Source organism: Mycobacterium sp. IDUB_17 (genome assembly GCF_055419465.1).
Genome location: NZ_JBVAXS010000012.1, coordinates 24,909 through 40,314, shown reverse-complemented (window position 1 = coordinate 40,314; position 15,406 = coordinate 24,909). Strand labels below are relative to the sequence as shown.

General features: G+C 65.5%; 26 protein-coding genes. 25 read left to right on the top strand and 1 reads right to left on the bottom strand.

Annotation, left to right across the window (positions count from 1 at the left end; all coding sequences use genetic code 11):
• Positions 1-322, bottom strand: a 322-nt coding sequence (locus tag ACZYZ7_RS31615) for a helix-turn-helix domain-containing protein (protein ID WP_463742567.1), incomplete at its 3' end; no start/stop codon positions are given.
• An 88-nt stretch (positions 323-410) separates the two neighbouring features.
• Between ACZYZ7_RS31615 and ACZYZ7_RS31610 the strand changes: the two genes are divergently transcribed.
• The 25 genes from ACZYZ7_RS31610 to ACZYZ7_RS31490 all read left to right on the top strand — a co-directional run bounded on the left by ACZYZ7_RS31610 (position 411) and on the right by ACZYZ7_RS31490 (position 15,350).
• Positions 411-596: a helix-turn-helix domain-containing protein gene (locus tag ACZYZ7_RS31610; protein WP_463742566.1), complete on the top strand. Its 186-nt coding sequence runs from the start codon at positions 411-413 to the stop codon at positions 594-596.
• On the top strand, positions 593-847 hold the full coding sequence (locus ACZYZ7_RS31605) for a hypothetical protein (RefSeq protein WP_463742565.1): 255 nt from the start codon (positions 593-595) through the stop codon (positions 845-847). Before ACZYZ7_RS31610 ends, ACZYZ7_RS31605 begins: the two co-directional genes overlap by 4 nt.
• A gap of 82 nt (positions 848-929) precedes the next feature.
• On the top strand, positions 930-1,370 hold the full coding sequence (locus ACZYZ7_RS31600; RefSeq protein ID WP_463742564.1) for a hypothetical protein: 441 nt from the start codon (positions 930-932) through the stop codon (positions 1,368-1,370).
• A gap of 58 nt (positions 1,371-1,428) precedes the next feature.
• A complete protein-coding gene (locus ACZYZ7_RS31595; RefSeq protein WP_463742563.1) occupies positions 1,429-1,695 on the top strand; it encodes a hypothetical protein in 267 nt (88 codons plus the stop codon).
• Positions 1,692-2,060 carry a hypothetical protein gene (locus tag ACZYZ7_RS31590; RefSeq protein ID WP_463742562.1) on the top strand — a complete coding sequence of 123 codons (369 nt, stop codon included), beginning with the start codon at positions 1,692-1,694 and terminating at the stop codon, positions 2,058-2,060. Before ACZYZ7_RS31595 ends, ACZYZ7_RS31590 begins: the two co-directional genes overlap by 4 nt.
• Complete coding sequence (locus tag ACZYZ7_RS31585; protein WP_463742561.1) at positions 2,057-2,233, top strand: hypothetical protein; 177 nt, start codon at positions 2,057-2,059, stop codon at positions 2,231-2,233. Before ACZYZ7_RS31590 ends, ACZYZ7_RS31585 begins: the two co-directional genes overlap by 4 nt.
• Before the next feature lie 184 nt (positions 2,234-2,417).
• Positions 2,418-3,185, top strand: a complete 768-nt coding sequence (locus ACZYZ7_RS31580; RefSeq protein ID WP_463742560.1) for a hypothetical protein — start codon at positions 2,418-2,420, stop codon at positions 3,183-3,185.
• A 9-nt stretch (positions 3,186-3,194) separates the two neighbouring features.
• A complete protein-coding gene (locus ACZYZ7_RS31575; RefSeq protein WP_463742559.1) occupies positions 3,195-3,914 on the top strand; it encodes a hypothetical protein in 720 nt (239 codons plus the stop codon).
• Between the two features lie 102 nt (positions 3,915-4,016).
• Positions 4,017-4,274, top strand: a complete 258-nt coding sequence (locus ACZYZ7_RS31570) for a hypothetical protein (protein WP_463742558.1) — start codon at positions 4,017-4,019, stop codon at positions 4,272-4,274.
• On the top strand, positions 4,235-4,822 hold the full coding sequence (locus ACZYZ7_RS31565; protein WP_463742557.1) for a hypothetical protein: 588 nt from the start codon (positions 4,235-4,237) through the stop codon (positions 4,820-4,822). Before ACZYZ7_RS31570 ends, ACZYZ7_RS31565 begins: the two co-directional genes overlap by 40 nt.
• The gene (locus ACZYZ7_RS31560) at positions 4,819-5,097 is read left to right on the top strand and encodes a hypothetical protein (RefSeq protein WP_463742556.1); all 279 of its coding nucleotides are present in this window, start codon (positions 4,819-4,821) and stop codon (positions 5,095-5,097) included. Before ACZYZ7_RS31565 ends, ACZYZ7_RS31560 begins: the two co-directional genes overlap by 4 nt.
• A 243-nt stretch (positions 5,098-5,340) precedes the next feature.
• On the top strand, positions 5,341-6,228 hold the full coding sequence (locus ACZYZ7_RS31555; RefSeq protein WP_463742555.1) for a hypothetical protein: 888 nt from the start codon (positions 5,341-5,343) through the stop codon (positions 6,226-6,228).
• A 202-nt stretch (positions 6,229-6,430) separates the two neighbouring features.
• Positions 6,431-6,706 carry a hypothetical protein gene (locus ACZYZ7_RS31550; RefSeq protein WP_463742554.1) on the top strand — a complete coding sequence of 92 codons (276 nt, stop codon included), beginning with the start codon at positions 6,431-6,433 and terminating at the stop codon, positions 6,704-6,706.
• Positions 6,703-7,581 carry a DUF1922 domain-containing protein gene (locus tag ACZYZ7_RS31545; RefSeq protein WP_463742553.1) on the top strand — a complete coding sequence of 293 codons (879 nt, stop codon included), beginning with the start codon at positions 6,703-6,705 and terminating at the stop codon, positions 7,579-7,581. The genes ACZYZ7_RS31550 and ACZYZ7_RS31545 overlap by 4 nt, the downstream gene beginning before the upstream one ends.
• Positions 7,578-8,051, top strand: coding sequence for a hypothetical protein (locus ACZYZ7_RS31540; protein ID WP_463742552.1), 474 nt, complete (start codon positions 7,578-7,580; stop codon positions 8,049-8,051). Before ACZYZ7_RS31545 ends, ACZYZ7_RS31540 begins: the two co-directional genes overlap by 4 nt.
• A gap of 50 nt (positions 8,052-8,101) precedes the next feature.
• Positions 8,102-8,434 carry a hypothetical protein gene (locus ACZYZ7_RS31535; RefSeq protein ID WP_463742551.1) on the top strand — a complete coding sequence of 111 codons (333 nt, stop codon included), beginning with the start codon at positions 8,102-8,104 and terminating at the stop codon, positions 8,432-8,434.
• Positions 8,435-8,436: 2 nt separating this feature from the next.
• Entirely contained in the window at positions 8,437-8,601 is a 165-nt protein-coding gene (locus ACZYZ7_RS31530; RefSeq protein ID WP_463742550.1) for a hypothetical protein, read from the top strand.
• 103 nt (positions 8,602-8,704) lie between these two features.
• Complete coding sequence (locus tag ACZYZ7_RS31525) at positions 8,705-8,935, top strand: hypothetical protein (RefSeq protein WP_463742549.1); 231 nt, start codon at positions 8,705-8,707, stop codon at positions 8,933-8,935.
• Between the two features lie 45 nt (positions 8,936-8,980).
• Complete coding sequence (locus ACZYZ7_RS31520; protein ID WP_463742548.1) at positions 8,981-9,430, top strand: hypothetical protein; 450 nt, start codon at positions 8,981-8,983, stop codon at positions 9,428-9,430.
• Positions 9,427-9,579, top strand: coding sequence for a hypothetical protein (locus ACZYZ7_RS31515; RefSeq protein WP_463742547.1), 153 nt, complete (start codon positions 9,427-9,429; stop codon positions 9,577-9,579). The genes ACZYZ7_RS31520 and ACZYZ7_RS31515 overlap by 4 nt, the downstream gene beginning before the upstream one ends.
• A gap of 152 nt (positions 9,580-9,731) precedes the next feature.
• A complete protein-coding gene (locus tag ACZYZ7_RS31510; RefSeq protein ID WP_463742546.1) occupies positions 9,732-10,091 on the top strand; it encodes an HNH endonuclease in 360 nt (119 codons plus the stop codon).
• 116 nt (positions 10,092-10,207) lie between these two features.
• Positions 10,208-10,828, top strand: coding sequence for a hypothetical protein (locus ACZYZ7_RS31505; RefSeq protein ID WP_463742545.1), 621 nt, complete (start codon positions 10,208-10,210; stop codon positions 10,826-10,828).
• Positions 10,829-10,883: 55 nt separating this feature from the next.
• Positions 10,884-12,284, top strand: coding sequence for a terminase (locus ACZYZ7_RS31500; protein ID WP_463742544.1), 1,401 nt, complete (start codon positions 10,884-10,886; stop codon positions 12,282-12,284).
• A complete protein-coding gene (locus ACZYZ7_RS31495) occupies positions 12,281-13,798 on the top strand; it encodes a phage portal protein (protein ID WP_463742543.1) in 1,518 nt (505 codons plus the stop codon). The genes ACZYZ7_RS31500 and ACZYZ7_RS31495 overlap by 4 nt, the downstream gene beginning before the upstream one ends.
• Complete coding sequence (locus ACZYZ7_RS31490; protein ID WP_463742542.1) at positions 13,779-15,350, top strand: VG15 protein; 1,572 nt, start codon at positions 13,779-13,781, stop codon at positions 15,348-15,350. Before ACZYZ7_RS31495 ends, ACZYZ7_RS31490 begins: the two co-directional genes overlap by 20 nt.
• Positions 15,351-15,406 lie beyond the last annotated feature (56 nt).

Below are 15,406 nucleotides of genomic sequence, written 5' to 3'. Positions count from 1 at the left end.
TAATCCGCAGGTCGTAGGTTCGAGCCCTACTGGGGGCACCAGCAGCCCCCCCGTCGTCGCCATCGCCGGGGGTCAGCTCGACTTCTGGCATGAGGTCGGTGACCGGCACGTCAAGCCACGCGGCGGCGGCCAGGAGATCCACAACGGTCCATGCCGTCTTGCCCTTCAGTCGATTCGAGATCGACCCTTGGTCAACGTTCAGCACTGCGGCCAACTGCTTTTGAGTGCGGCCAGTTCTCCACATCAGGGTGTGAACACGTTCGCCGATGACGGCGTTGCCCTGCTTTTTAGGGTCTGGCGCATCAACTAACTCAATGGACATAGACGTCAAGATACGCCAATCACGTCACCAACGACAATAGATCGTGGCGTGCTTGACATTCTATGGCGTATCGCCATACCTTCGCCGCATGGCCAAATCCCATATTGATGGCTATCTGACACCTTCGGATCTTGCCCAGCGATGGAAGGTCTCGCTGCGCACCGTTCAGCGGTACCTCAACGAAGGACGCATCAAGTCGATCCGACTTCCCGGCGGCCAGTACAGGATTCGGCCCGAGGACGCTGAAGCTGCCATCACCGAGGCCAGCGCGTGACTGCGCCGGCGTTCCGCAGCATCGACCAGCTCACCGGCGACAGGGCCCTGCCGTCCGCGTTCTTCGGGGCTCTCGAAGAGGCCGGCCGACGCGCAACTGACGCCGAGCTGGTCCGCGATGCGTTCGCCAGGGCTGTTGCTCACTACGCCTGCCCGTGCGGTGAGTCCTTTGAGTTCCCCGACACCGGGGGGATTGACGACTACGCGGCGCTCAACCGTTGGCTCGGTCATCACGGGCGGTGCACGGCATGACCGACGCACTGTTCCTGCTCGGACTTCTCGCCCTGGCCGGCATCACCGCGGCCCGCGCCGGCCTTCGATGGAGGGGGCGGCGATGACTTGGGTGGGCAACGTGTTCGACGCGGTGGGCCGGTTCCGGCTCGGCTACGACGTCGACACACCAGTAACCGATTCCGACTTGGCGCGTGCTGACGGGCTGCAGCACGCGGCCGCCCCCGGGGAGGTGAGCGACGGCGACTCCCCCTCTGCGCTGTCGCCCTCCCCGGGGGATCTCCCCGATTCCGCCCTGTTCGGCTACCTCGCCGAACTGGTCGATAGCTACTGCCGCCGCTACCTCGGTTCATTCACCGATTCGGTCGTCGCCGTCGTGCGCGATCGCGCCGCCCAGTTCGCGGTGGCCGAGGCCGAACCGTATCTACCTGTCCGCGAGGACGACCTGACCGCGCATATCCACGCCTCGTGGCACGCGGCCGGCGGCGACTGGGCTGCTGTCGCCCACGAACTGCTCGCAGATTTCCGCATCACCACCAAGTAAGCGGCCCGCGCCCCGGTGTGCGCCGGGGGCGGGCCATCAACAACAGGAGGTAGTTCCCGTGTCCGAAACAACGATAAAGCAGCTCGCCGGCAGAACCTCGCAGCGCAGCGTGTTGCGCCGCGGCCGCGGCCGGCACCACATGACCGCCGCAAGCCTGCGGGTCGTCGACATTCAACGATCAACATCAAACGAGATCCTCGCAGCCGCGGTCAACGCGCCAGAGCCCATTGCGACCGCGCCGGCCATGGCCGCCGAGATCGACGCTCTGGCAGAGGCATACGAGAGCGCGCTACGCGCATCGGCTGCATGGGCGGTATCGGCATGATCACCGTGCACAAGCGCACCGCCGGCCGAATCCTCGCCGCCGCGGCATCCCTCGCCGTGGTCACCGGTACCGGCGTCGGGTTCGCCGCAGCCCGGGCCGGCGCTGATCCGATCATCGTGGTTGTCCCGGCGCCGCGGCCGGTCCAGTTGGACCCGTACGTCCCGAATCCGCCGACCTGGTGCCCTGGCGGGGGCAACAGCTCGGCGTGGGGCGGCTACTGCGAGGGCAAGACCTTCGCGGACGGAACTCGGCTCAACCTGCACCGCATCGGATTTGCCTGGCAACCGTTGCGCTGCATCATCTCTGACGGGTCACCGTTCCCGCCGGTGGCCGGCCCCGGCGGCTGCGGTGGGGCGCTCGGATGACCGCCCGCCTCGCTCTCGGCCTGGCCGCCGGCTTCGCCCTGGGCTTCGCGCTCATGTCGCTGGTCACTGGCACGGACACCATGGTCGGCACCTCCCTGGCCCTCTCGATGGTCCTGGGCCTGGCGGCCGATCTCGCCGGCAAGTGCCAAACCAGAGGCCAGATCAACCGGTGACCACCCCGGCCGCCTCGACCAGTGGACCGCCACGAGTGCTGTTCACGACCGAGGAATGCCGCCGGTACGGCCGCTGCGAAGGCTGCGGCTGGCACCCCGTGCGGCAAGGCCATCACGACAACTGCCCAATCCCCCGGCGATCACGCCGAACGCGCTGACCGCCATCCCCCCACAGGAGACTCTCATGACCGAATTCACCACCACCACAATCCAGTTGGCCGCCGGCGCAAACAAGAGCGACCCCTTCGCCGTCGAGGTATCCGCTGAGCTGACGGCATGCCCCTACCTGGTGATCACCCCGGTTGTTCATGTCGACGAAGGCGGCCGACCCTACTTCGGTGGCGGTGTCCGGCTCACCCACACGGGCACCGGCCGCCTGGTCTCGCACGGGGACTACAGCTACCAGCTCCAGAAGCTGGCACAGAAGCTCGTTGACGAACTGCCCGGGTTCGACTGGAACTTCACAGACGTCAACCACCTCTACACCAACGACGACGCACGCAAGGCGGCCTACGACATCATCCAGAACTGGCAGATGGCCGACGCCTACGACGGCCCGGTCGAACTGTGGGGCGACGACGAGGAGAAGCAGGCCGCCCGCCAACGCGATCCCGCCGGCACCCTGCTCGGCGAGCAGCTCGACTGGTGGATCGAACACAGCAAGCACTACATGGACGGCCTCGACTGGGACAACCCCGACCACGCACGGGTCCGCATGGCCGAAATTGCCACCAGCTGCGAGGGCTACATGGCGATCTACCTGCTCGCCGTGCTGCGCACCATCAACCCGAAAGTCGCGGCCATTGCCGCACGCAACCTTGTCGGTGACCTTGATGCCGGCGACGGCCTTGGCGAATGGGTCTGGCAGTGGCGCGAAGAGTTCGGCAAGAGTGAACCGCTCACGCTGCGCGGCATTCCTGACGCCGATCCGCTCGCGGACTTCACCGCCTGAGGCCGGCGCATGTTGAACATCGAAACCAATGTCGTCGTTGCCCGGCGGTTCTGCTGGGGCTGGCTGATCGGCTCCGCTGCGGTGTCCGTCCTCGGCGTCGTCACGCACGCCGTACTCGGCAGCGCACGCTCGCCCCTGATCGCCTCGGTGCTCGCGTTCGTCATCGTGATGATCCAGCTGGCCGCCACCTACGCGGTGCACGTGCTAGTGCAGGCTGGCCTCGTCGGCAGCGCGTACCTGTGGGCCCGGGGCGGCGCGGTGGCGATCGCCTTCGGCGCGTTCGTCGTCAACTTCGTCGCGCAGCTCGGCCTCGTGATCGGATGGGCCGGCATTTCCGTGTTCATCGCCTGGATCGTTCCGCTGATCATCGACCTGGGCATGACGGTCAGCACTATCGCACTACTGGCGCTCGCCAACGCGCAACGCGATGAGCAGCTGCAACCGGTTGCGCACCATGACGCACAACCCGCGGCGGCGGTGCACGTCGAGGTGCACAACACGGTGCGCACCGAAACGCAGACCGGACACCTTCACGCGCACCCCGCACACGACGGTGCGCACCTCGACACTGCGCAGCGCATCGCAGCGCGGGCCGGTGTGCGCATCGAGATCGAGCGGGTCGCCCAGGTGCTCGCCGCCCACGCTGAAACTGGCGGCACACCGAGCGTCATAGCGCGCCAGACCGGGGTCCACCACAAGACCGTCGAGCGCATCCTGGACGCCGCATGAACGGCCTGGTGTGCACGCTCGGGTCCAACGTCCGCTACCGCCTCGCCCTGCTGCACACGTGGCAGCTGGCCCTCGTCATCTTCTGGCTGACGGGGGCCGGCCATGGCGCCTAACGCTCCGGGCGTCGTGGTGCGCCGGCTGTTCGCCCTGTATCGCGAGGGCGGTGTAGGTGGCCAGGAACAGCGCCCGGCCCGCCTCGCGGTCGCGTCCTACGTCACCTGGCGGCCAATCACGACGACCGACGAACTGGCCGAGCGCGACATACGCGCCATCGTCGCAACCCTTGAGTACTGGCGGGCCTGCGGCGAAATCGAGTACCGATGCCGGCGCATCGCCGAAGCAATGCAGGGCGCCGCATGACGGCCCGGCCGGTGCTGACCGAGGATCAGCGATGGCTGCTGCGGGCGGTCGGCGGCTGGAAAATGCGCGACTGCCTGATCGGCCCAGGCGGGGTCGCGGACCTCATGAAGTCGATGTACTCCAGCACCGCCGGCAAGGTCCGCGGCGGCCCAGACTGGGTCGCTCACGGATTCAGCTGCGGTCGCGGCAAGATCGTCGCGCCGTGGGATGGAGCGATCGTCACGGTTACGGCGGCGCAGATCAACCGATACGCCAAGACGATCCCCGACGAGCTGATTGACGAGCTGAAAGCCTGCCAGCGCGCCAGCGTGGCCAATGCGGTGCTGCGGGGTCGGTTCTGCGGCTGCGGCAGTACGCCGTGCGGCTACGGGTGGATGAAAGATCGGATCTGCCCGCCGACCGAGCAGCAAGAGGCCGAAGCCAGCGCCGAGTACTGGCGTGTTCATGACTGGACTGAGGACCTGCTGGACCGGGCGCTCGGCTTCGCGGTGGTCGACGAAACCGCCGAGCTGGTGGGGCAGCTCGCACTGTTTGCGGTGGCGTCATGACTGCCACTGAGCACAGTCACCGGGCGTGGGTTCTCGTTGACCCTGTCCAGGACTACGAGGAGTCGTTGGAGATTCTCGGCGTCTACGGCAGCGACCGAGCGGCCCGATATGCCGCTCGCGGGCACATGCGCAACGAACCGGGGCGCGATATCGAGGCGCGGGAGATGCGTGGCAAAGACGTTTTGCGCGTCTGGATCTGGCGATGGTCGTCCAAGCGGTGGTCACTCTGCGACCGCAAGAACTGCTGGCATGACCACGCCGAGGTCGAGGCATAGCAATGACCAACCTGCCGGCGCGCTGCCCGGACTGCTGGCACCCGGCGCACCGGGTGCAGTCATGTCCAGTGTGCTGGCAGGTGGTTCACCCGACCGCCTCTGAGTTCATTGCGCCGCACTGGGATTCGGCAGGGATAGCCCTCTGCCCCGGTGAGCGACTCCCGTACGACCGCACCATCCCGAGTGAGCGACAGATCGGACTGACCGCATGAACGAATTCCCAACGGCAGGAGGTGATCCAGCGTGAGCAATCCCGACGACAAAACCCTAGCCACAGTGGCCTCCATCGGCCGCCGTATGGGCCCAGAGCTTGTCCGCCAATGGGTTCGGCGGGTACTTGGCCACAACGACCTCACGTCGACGCAGAAGACCGTCCTGGTGGCCCTGCAGACGTTCGCCAACTACGACGACGGCACCAACGCGCACCCTGGCGAGATCCTGCTGTCCGAAACATGCGGCATCACAACACGTGCCGTGCGGTCCGCGATCAAACGTGGCCGCGATCTCGGGCTGATCGAACAGACCGCCGAGGAGAACCCCCGCGCACACCGCGCAGCGGTCTACCGGATCGTCCTGATCGAATCCACCACCGGAACAACGGTTCCTGTGAACAACTCCACCACCAGAACCGCCGTTCCTGTGAATAACCACACCACCGGAACCGCCGTTCCTGTGAACAACTCCACCACCGGAACGGCCACGTCACCATCACCGGAACAGCCGTTCCTCCCACCAAGACAATCACCAAACTCACTTGGGTTACGTAACTGGGGTACGTCACCAGCGCCCGTCGAACCGACCCACACCCCCCAGGCTCCATCGCGGTATTGCGAACTGCACCCGCACGGAACCGATCGCGGCTGCTGGGGATGCAAGGCCGCCGGCCGCGTGTTCCGGGCCTGGCAGGCCGAGCAGGCCGCGATCGACGTGGCGATCGACCAGAGCACGCGCCGAGATCGCGAGCAGCTCCGTGAGAACTGCCCGGACTGCGGCGGCACGAACTGGATCACCGACGAACACGGCGAGCCCATCAAGCGATGCGAACACCAGCGGCCCCTGCAGGGCCACGCAACCCTCGCTCTGGTGCCAGCACTGGCCGAGCAGCTCCACGACGTCAGGGCGGCCCGATGAGCACCGACAGCGAGGTGAAGTACTACGGCGTTGGCCCTGGCCGGCGGCGCCGCACCCCCGGCCCGAACATCGAGGCATACGCAGACGGCGCCATCGACCGAGAGTGCTCGAACTGCGGTGCAAAGCCTCTGGATTTCTGCCGCTACCCCGATGGCACTGAACGCAAAATCCCCTGCCGGCAACGACTCTCGGAGGCGACACGATGACCCCGCTAGATGGGCTGGCCCCCCGCCAGCCCCTGAGCTTCGACCTCGACGGTGCCCGAACCGCATACCTCAACGCGGCCGGCGCGTGGGCGGCCATCACGGTCGCGCAGGTCGTCGGCGTGGCCACCACCGAGGACGTCGACACCGCCTGGACCCGCTTGCAGTGTGCTGCAGCCATCCTCGCCTGGGAGCACGGCCGAGCCGCGGCCGGCGCCCAGGGCGCGGACTACGACGACGAAACGATCGAGGCACTGCTGAGAGGCGCCCGATGACAACCGAGTGCCTCAACAGCGCCTGCAAGCGGCCATCACAGCTGTTCCTGTGCACCGACTGCACCACCGTGCTGCGCAACATGCTCGACCGCGTCCCCGAGCTGCTCGACGACCTCGACTCACGAATCCAGAAGCTCGATCGAGTACCTCACGGCACCATCGGCCGCAGCCGCGGGGCGTCGGACCTCAACGTCATGGACTTCGACGCCGTCGAAACCGCACGCTCGACGCGAAAGCTGCTGCGCGGCTGGGTCCAGAAGATCGCCGAACAGCACACCGGTCGCCGGCCGCCAGGACTCGACACCATCGCAACCGGCGATCTCGCCCGCTGGCTACAGGTCAACGTTGATGGCATCGCACGCTTGCACTGCGCCGGTGACGTCTTCCGCGACATCAACCAGCTCGTCGGCTCGGGCGACAAGGGCGGTGAGCTGGTCCGCGCCATCGACCGCCGGGAACGTCTCTTCGCCGGCCCCTGCCCCACCATCACCGGCCACGACGACACCGGCAACACGATCGAGTGCGGCGAGATCCTCCACGCACAAGCGGGAGACCGGACCGTTGACTGCCCGAAATGCGGCCAAGAGATCGACGTAGCACGAAACCAGCGCCGAGCCCTCGCCAGCCGCGACCTGATGACCGAGCCCACCCTGCTCGAAGCGCTCGACAACGCCGGGGAGTCAGTCAAACCCGCACTGATCACCCGGTGGATCGCCATAAAGAGGCTCAGGCCCCGCGGCTACCTACATCAAGGCGAGTTCGTCAAAACCCGCGTCCAGGAGGCAGATAGGGCCCTTTACAGCTTCGACACCGCACGCCGACTCCTACGGCGAGATAACCAGATCAGCCGACGACAGAAAGCAGATATCAAATGACAACCACTGAGCCACAAGACATCCTGGACCGCGCCAAGGCGGCCCTGGACGGCACCACCGAGGGCCCCTGGGGCACTGACGGCGAACTGATCGCATCCGAGCTACTCGTTGAAAGCCCCGGCGTCACCTCGTACAAGCACGCCATTGCCGAGATGGAAACCGACGAATACGCCGAAGAGGACGCTGCCGAAGGCGAAACCTACGGCGGTAATGAGCCATGGCGGTCCCACGACCAGATGGAGGCCGACGCACGGTTCATCGCCGAATCACGCACGCTCGTAGAGGATCTCGTCTCCGAGGTTGAGCGGCTTCGCGGGGCCTGCAAGACGCTCGGGCAGACCATCGAGAGTCAATGCCAGATGGTCCTGAACATCACCGGCCTGCATCACCTGATCGGCGAGGACGGCGACGGGGACTGGGGATTGGTGTGGGAGAAGCTCGCCGAGCTGGGCACCGGCCGGCTGATGTGAAGAACTGACGCAATGAGCACTTATCGGCCAACAATCACAGGAGGAAAGCTATGACGAACAGCGAGACGCCCACCTACGAACACCACTTTGTCACGCTCGACAAGGACGACGATCACAACGACGTTCGGTTCGGCCTGATCGAGGACGAGAATGGCGGAATCTTCTGGGGGTACGGGCATATCGTCGCCAGTGAGTTCGTCGCCGAGGTCAATCGCTGGCTGCGTCATTGCGGATTTGACGCCGGGGAGCTGCCCAGCGAGACCGCTACGCCAGTCGAACACCTTTGGGCAGAGGCGGGCGACGATGACGAGTTCAGGTTGACGACTTTCTCTGGGGCTCAGGACAACCCGAGAGCATTCCCAGTAACCCAGCTGATGCTCTGACAATGCAACCGATCGGTGAGTGGCCAGCGCTGCCCTGGAACTTCTGGCGTTCGCACGTGACTCCGCGATTAGTCGAGTACGCCTACACCTACCACGGTCGCGGTCGCGGGTACGGCGCCTATGAGCACCGCACCGAGAACGCAATGTCGGCCGAAGAGCTGACCTGACAGAAGACCGTCGTTGGCGCTGGGGACTGCCGAGGTCATACCCGGAGGACGGACGCGCAATGCGAACCCCACGCCAGCGACCCGACATAAGGACCGAATACCGATGAGCGACAACGCTAATGCTGAGTGGACCCGCGAGGACGGAACTACGGTCCGGTTGGGAACCGTGGTGCCCGCAGATGAGCCGTTCGCGTGGATCTGCTACCACCACGACATGGGCGCCCACATCGACGCAATCTTCGCCGAAGAAATCGACGCGCTCCGGTACGCAGTTCGTAGCGGCTACCTCAACGTCGCACCCGTCGGAGTCGGCGAAATCGGCAACTTGCCGTGATCGGCTGTCCTGCAACATCACTCACCCGAAAGGCTTTGGAAGCAAATGGCATCAGCACCTGACACCCACGACGTGACGGTCCATATTGAGTTCGATGACGAGTCCAGGGAGCAGATCAAGCAGATGATCCGCGACGAGGTCGCGATGTTCGCCGCAGGGGCGCTAACCGCTGCGGTCGATCGCCGTGACGGCAGTGGACCGTGGCACAGCGCTCACCGCTCCGGTGGCCAGCCAGACGTTCGGATGAGCATCGGAGTACTGGCCGGCAGCAAGGAGCGGGCGCGGCACATCATCCGCACTGACCCGGTCTTGGCCGGCAAGCTGAGTGCTGAACTCGAACCGCTATCGGTGCGCGGCGGCGGGCATCGAGGGAGGACGTTCGAAGCCATCATCGTGGACTCGGAACTCTGGCCGCTGAGCGAACAGCTGAACGCCGAGTACGCACCATGCCTGATTGGAAGTGGTGGCAGCTTCTACGTGCGGTCGGCATCGTGATGAAGCCGGGCGATGCCGAGCGCCTGTACGACGGCATGGTCCTACTCGGGATGAATCCGGTTCCGTGGCAGTTCCACCTCCTGGCCCAGATGGAGCAGCAGGGCATTGACCAGACGTTCCGTGAACTCACCAGCCGGGCCAGCAACTAGGCGAGTCGCCTAGCAACACACCGCCCGAAACGATCTGCGCGGATATGTCCATCCTGACCTGCTAGTATCCCCTTTCGAGTCGGTACCCCCATGTCTGAACCCCTTCAGACCTGGGGGTTTCCTCGTTTCTAGCTACCTTCAGCGGGGGTGAGATGAGGACAGGACGAGCGGGCCGGGGCAGGGCAAAGGTTCAGCGCAACACCACGACACGCGACCGGCACCGCCGCATCATCAGCCGCGGACTACCGCCAAGCCCGTTCGGGCCAAAGCCACCGTGCTACCACTGCGGCGAGCCCATCGACTACGACGCTCACCACCTGGACCCGCTGAGCTTCACCATCGACCACCTCAAGCCGCTGGCCATCACCGGGCCGGCCGGTGACGTGCTCGACAACATCGTGCCGGCACACCGCAAGTGCAACCGCGACAAGTCCGACAAAGACCCGGACGAGCAGCTCCCCGCCGGGGTCACGTTCGTGACCGAACGGCGCTGGTGGACCGAGCCCGCGTGACCCCCCTGGGGCGGGTCGACCCGAGGGGGTCGGTCGCCGCCCCTCAGGGCATAGGCGGCCCTCTCTCCCCGGGCTTTTCTTTCTTTTTCGATCCGTAGGCAAGGAGGTGATCGACCATGGCACGCAACCCAGATACTCCCTGCTCAAGCTGCGGCAAGCTGCTCTGGGGGGGTAGCAGATCACTTCCGGGGGGAACGCGGCAGTGCCAGGACTGCCGCGAAGCCGGCAAGCCCAGAGACCATGTCCTGTTCAACGACGCCCCGGCGTCGGGCCGGCACCTGGCCCTCGTGCGAGCTGACGGCACGATCCCAGACACCGCGGCGCAGTCGGTGGCGGCGATGAAGGAACTGACCGCGTCGGTGCTGACCGCCGCGGAATCCGGCAGTGAACTTGATCAGCTCATCGCGATGAGCGCCAGGATCGCCCGGTCGATTGCCGATCAGTCGACCAACGCCACCGCCTTAGCCGCTCTCGTGCGCCGGCAGCTCGACTTGCTCCGCGAGATCGCTGATCTGTCCGGTGAGCCGATCAATCCCGACCGGCTGATCACGATGCGCGCCCGAGTCGCCCGAGCTCTTGATGATGCCCGGACCAGTCCCACCGCTCTGTCGGCGCTGACGCACCGCCAGACCGACATCAGCCGCGAACTGACCGCGCTGGCCGCCGCTGCCGGCGACCAGGACGGCGCGGTCATCGCCACCACCAGCGATGAACTCTGGGACGCCTCGGTTATCTGAGGTCGCCCGCCACCTGGTCCAACCGGCCGGCATTGTCTCGACCGCGTGGCCGAAGGTGCGCGACACCTGCGTCAATCTCGGCTGGGGCTTCGACAACTGGCAAGACGGCGCCGGCCGGCTGATCCTCGCGCTCGACGCCGAGGGTCTCTATGCCGCTGACACCATCGTCATCTCGATCCCCCGCCAGGTCGGAAAGACCTACCTGGTCGGGGCGATCGTGTTCGCCCTGGCCCTGATCATCCCCGGCCTGACGGTGATCTGGACCGCACACCGATTCAAGACCGCCCGCGAGACGTTCGACTCGATGAAAGCCATGGCCCGCGGCGACAAGTGCTGGCCCCACATCGAGAGAATCTCCGACTCGCACGGCGACGAGGGAATATTCCTGCGCAACGGATCACGAATCCTGTTCGGAGCCAGAGAGAACGGTTTCGGCCTCGGCTTTACCGGAGTCGGTGTGCTGATTCTCGACGAGGCCCAGCGCGTCACTGAGAAAGCCATGGACGACCTGATCCCGACCATGAACACGGTCGCCAATCCACTGCTGTTCATGATGGGAACGCCGCCCCGGCCAACCGATCCCGGCGAAGTGTTCACCATGCTTCGCCAAGACGCCCTTGACTCGGTCAACAGCGATTGGAGTGAAGAGGACAACCCGTCGGTGCATGGTGTCAGCACCGAACTGTCGCTTTACATCGAGTTATCCGCCGACGCTGATGCCGACCTTGACGACCGCGACCAGGTTCGCAAGGCCAACCCGTCCTACCTGATCCGAACCAGCGAGCGCGCAATCCGCCGTATGCGAAAGGCGTTGTCGGATGACGCCTTCCGCCGCGAGGCGTTCGGTATCTGGCCCAAGATCAGTGTCCACCAGGACATCATCAGACCCAGCCGCTGGGGAAAACTGTTCGCCAGCGGACCCGACGAAGACGTTGCCCCCGACTCCCTCGCGGTGGACATGTCCCACGGCGAGGACATCTCGATCGGGGCCGCATGGATCGAAAAGTCCAATGCCCACGTCGAGGAAGTGTGGGCCGGAACCGACGTAGCCGCCGCCATCGACTGGATCGCAAAGGCGGCCGGCCGACGCATCCCCGTCGTGATCGATGACCTGTCCCCGGCGGCGCAGATGATCCCCGGGCTCAAGGCCCGGAGGGTCAAGGTGATCCGCTCGACAGCCCGATACATGGCCAAAGCCTGCTTGCTCTTCAAAAACCGCGGCAGGGGAAAGGCTGGCACGTTGACCCACGCCAGCCAGGATTCGGTGACCAATGCGCTCAAGGGCGCCCGGCGCCGACCGATCGCCGATGCCGGCGGGTGGGGATACGACCGCCGCGACTCGACAGCAATCATTCACCCACTCGTCGGCGTCACCTTGGCGCTGGCCGGTGCGACTGAAAAGCACCGCCCAGCAACGGAATCGACCCGAACAGGAAGGAGGGGAGGCGTCCTGTGACCTCCATTGAACTTGCCCGGGTGCACCTGCCCGGTGTCGACGGCGACATCAATGATCTGATCAACGGCCTACTCGGCGATCTGCGCAAGCGCCAGCCGCGCAACTACCTGCGGGCCTGCTACTACGACGGCCGCCGCGCTGTGCGTAAATTCGGATCGGGCGTCATCCCGCCGGAGTACTTCAAGCTGGGCCTGGTGCTCGGCTGGGCGGCGAAGTCGGTGGACATCCTGGCGCGGCGCTGCAACCTCGACGGCTACACCTGGGCTGACGGGGACCTGGATTCCCTTGGCTACCAGGAGGTCTGGGAGACCAACTTTTTCGGCTCCGAATCCTCCAGCGCGATCATTTCGTCGCTGATCCACGGCCCGTCGTTCCTGATCAACACCACTGGCGCAGAAAACAGCGACGAACCCGATTCGCTGATCCACGTGGCCGACGCGATGAACGCCACAGGGGAACTCAACAACCGCACCCGCCGGCTGGACAACCTGGTGCGGGTCCTCAAACGCGACGAGGACCGCAATCCCCTCAGCCTCGTGCTCTACCTGGACGGTCGGACTCTCGCCGCTCGCCGCGAGAGTGCCGGGCACAAATGGTCGGTTGACTGGAATGAGCATCCGTGGGGCGTGCCGGCCGAAGCGGTCGTCTACCATCCCCGCGTCGGCCGTTCGTACGGCTCCTCGAGGATCTCCCGTGTCGTGATGGCGCTACAGGACCGGGCGCTGCGCAGCATGATTCGGATGGAAGGCCACGCCGACCTATTCTCCTACCCCGAGCTGTGGATGCTCGGCGCGGACCCGCGTGACGTGCTCGTAGACGAGGCCGGCAACCCACTGCCGATGTGGCAAGCCGTGATGGGCCGTATCAAAGGCATCAATGACGATATGGAAGCCCTCGATGACCAGGGCAGGCCAAGCCGTGCGGATGTCAAACAGTTCCAACAGTCCTCACCGGCGCCACACATCGACCTGTTCACCCAGTGCGCCAACGACTTTGCCGGTGAGACCGACCTACCGGTATCTGCGCTCGGTGTGCAGGCCCGCACCAATACCACCACCGCAGACGGCTCCGACAACGCCGAAAAGCAGCTGATCGCCGAAGCCGAAGGTGCCACCGATGACTGGTCGCCGGCTTTCCGGCGCTCGATGATCCGCGCACTGGCCATCAAGAACGATCTCGACGAGATCCCCAAGGAATACGCAAGCATCAACAGCAAGTGGCGCCCGCCGGGCTACCTTTCGCGGTCGGCAGTGGCCGACGCCGGTCTCAAGCAGCTGTCCGCGGTGCCGTGGCTGGCTGAGACCGCGGTCGGCCTGGAGCTGCTCGGCCTGTCCGACTCGCAGATCCAGCGGGCCATGGCGCAGAAGGACCGCGGCACCACGAGGTCACTGGTCGACAAGCTCACCGGTGCGTCAGCGATGACCGAGGTTCCGGCGCCGGCACCCGGCACTGCAGAGCGGGCAGCCGCAGAAGCGGCCAACAACGGGACCTCGGGTGCCGGTAGCGGTTCCTGAGTTTCAGCTGCTGCTGACGCAGCTGGCCGCCGACCTCGGCGTGAAGATCGATCGGCTGCTGACCCGGATGGACCGCCTCGACCAGCGGGAAGCGTTGGCGTTCCTTACCGACGCCTACCCCGAGCTGGCGATGCCCTACGTCAACCTCGCCGCGCAAGCCACAACGGTCTACTACGCCGACCAGCCCGTAGCCCAAGCTGCCCCCGGCCAAGAGTTCATCCCAACCATTCCCGATGAGCTGATCCCTGTCGATCGGCTGGCGGCCTCGGCGCGATGGGCGTGGCTGCAGGACAAACCCGTTCCGGCGCTGCAGGGATCGGCGATGCGCGCGGTGTTCGACGGGTCCCGGGACACCATGATCCACAACGTCGACCGTGAACGCGGCGCCCGGTGGGCTCGGCACGCCTCGGCCAATGCGTGCGGGTTCTGCCGGATGATGGCTATCCGCGGCGCGGTGTACCGGTCGGAAGCATCAGCCACCACCGTGGGCGGTCGCAGCCTTGAGCTGACCCTGTCGGATCGGCGCAGGCTGCACCAGGGCCAAGGGTTTACCCCGCTCAGCGAGCTAGATCCGGCCGCAGTCGATGAAGCGCTGACACGTCGATCCAGGTACTCCAACGCCCGCGCTGCCGGCAAGGCCGGCAAGCTCGTCGGGGACAAGAAAACCGGCGCTTTGCGAGGTGGCCGCAAGTACGGCGAGAAGTATCACGATCGCTGCCACTGCATCGCCGTGTGTGTCCGTCCCGGCGACACCTATGTACCGCCGCCCTATGTCGAGCAATGGGACCAGGACTACATCACGGCCACCCGCGACATGACCAAGGCCGGCAAGACGAAAGGCGAATACGGCGCCATCAACGGCACTGCCGTCGCCAGCCGGATGGAAGCCATCGACCGTGAACGCCGAGTGGCAGCGCTCCCGCCAAAGAAGAGCCCAGGCGCTCAGCATTCCAGCGATGCTGAGCCCAATGCCCAGGCCGCCAGCGACGGGCCACGTGGCCCGAAAGACCCCGGCGGCGGACGCACAGGATTGGCCGATCCCGGCGACGAGCCGAACGTCCCATGGAGCGGCCACGTCAAGGGCTATCGCCATCCCCACGGGGTTGGCGTGTGGCCGGAAGCCGAACGTGTACGGCGACAAAACGAACTGGGCATCGTGCCGGCCGGGGAACAGCTGTTCCAACACGAAATCGAGACCGTGGAACGCATGCAGGCCGCACACGAGACGCTGCAGTGGATCCCCAAGGACACCAAGACGTTCAAACCGACCAACGACATTGTGTGGGTCAGCAACGCCGGCATCGAAGCTGATCTGAAAGCAACGTCCGCCAAGTACAGCCTGGTCAGAACTTTGATCCACAAAGCCGTGGCCGCCGCACGCGATGCCGGGGTGATCAAAGAGAACTTCGTGGTCGACCTCGGGGAGTCTCGCCTGACCACGAAGCTGCACGGCCAGTTGTCCAAGTACAACGTTCGCAATCCCGACAACTCGATTAGCGGACTGTGGGTCCTCTCCCGGGGGGAACTCACCCAGATCGAACTCAACGAATGAGCAGGGCCCCAATCCCGCGAGTTCTGACGGCCGATCATTTAACGGCTTTCACGGGG